This is a genomic window from bacterium (assembly GCA_026416715.1).
In the GTDB taxonomy this organism is placed as follows: domain Bacteria; phylum UBP4; class UBA4092; order JAOAEQ01; family JAOAEQ01; genus JAOAEQ01.
This window is the reverse complement of sequence record JAOAEQ010000059.1, coordinates 1-275: the sequence shown is the minus strand read 5'-3', so window position 1 is coordinate 275 and position 275 is coordinate 1.

The following is a 275-nucleotide window of genomic DNA, read 5'->3' as shown; positions in this document are numbered from 1 at the left end:
ACTTTTTGTTAGGTCTCTGAATATTTTTAACAAAACGGGCAAGAAAAATTAAGAAGGACAATACTGTTAGATTCTGTGGGAATATTTACCAACTTCTTCCATTTAATGGGATAAAGAGTCTGTGTGGAGAATGTATGGAGGCATACGAACTTCTGGAGGGGAGAACAGAGATTCTATGAAGAGGTAAAGAATAATTGAGTCAGAAACGGAAGAATCTTTTAGTATTTAGGAGTAATAAAGTTGAGATGAAAGAGGGATATAGACCACCGTTAAAT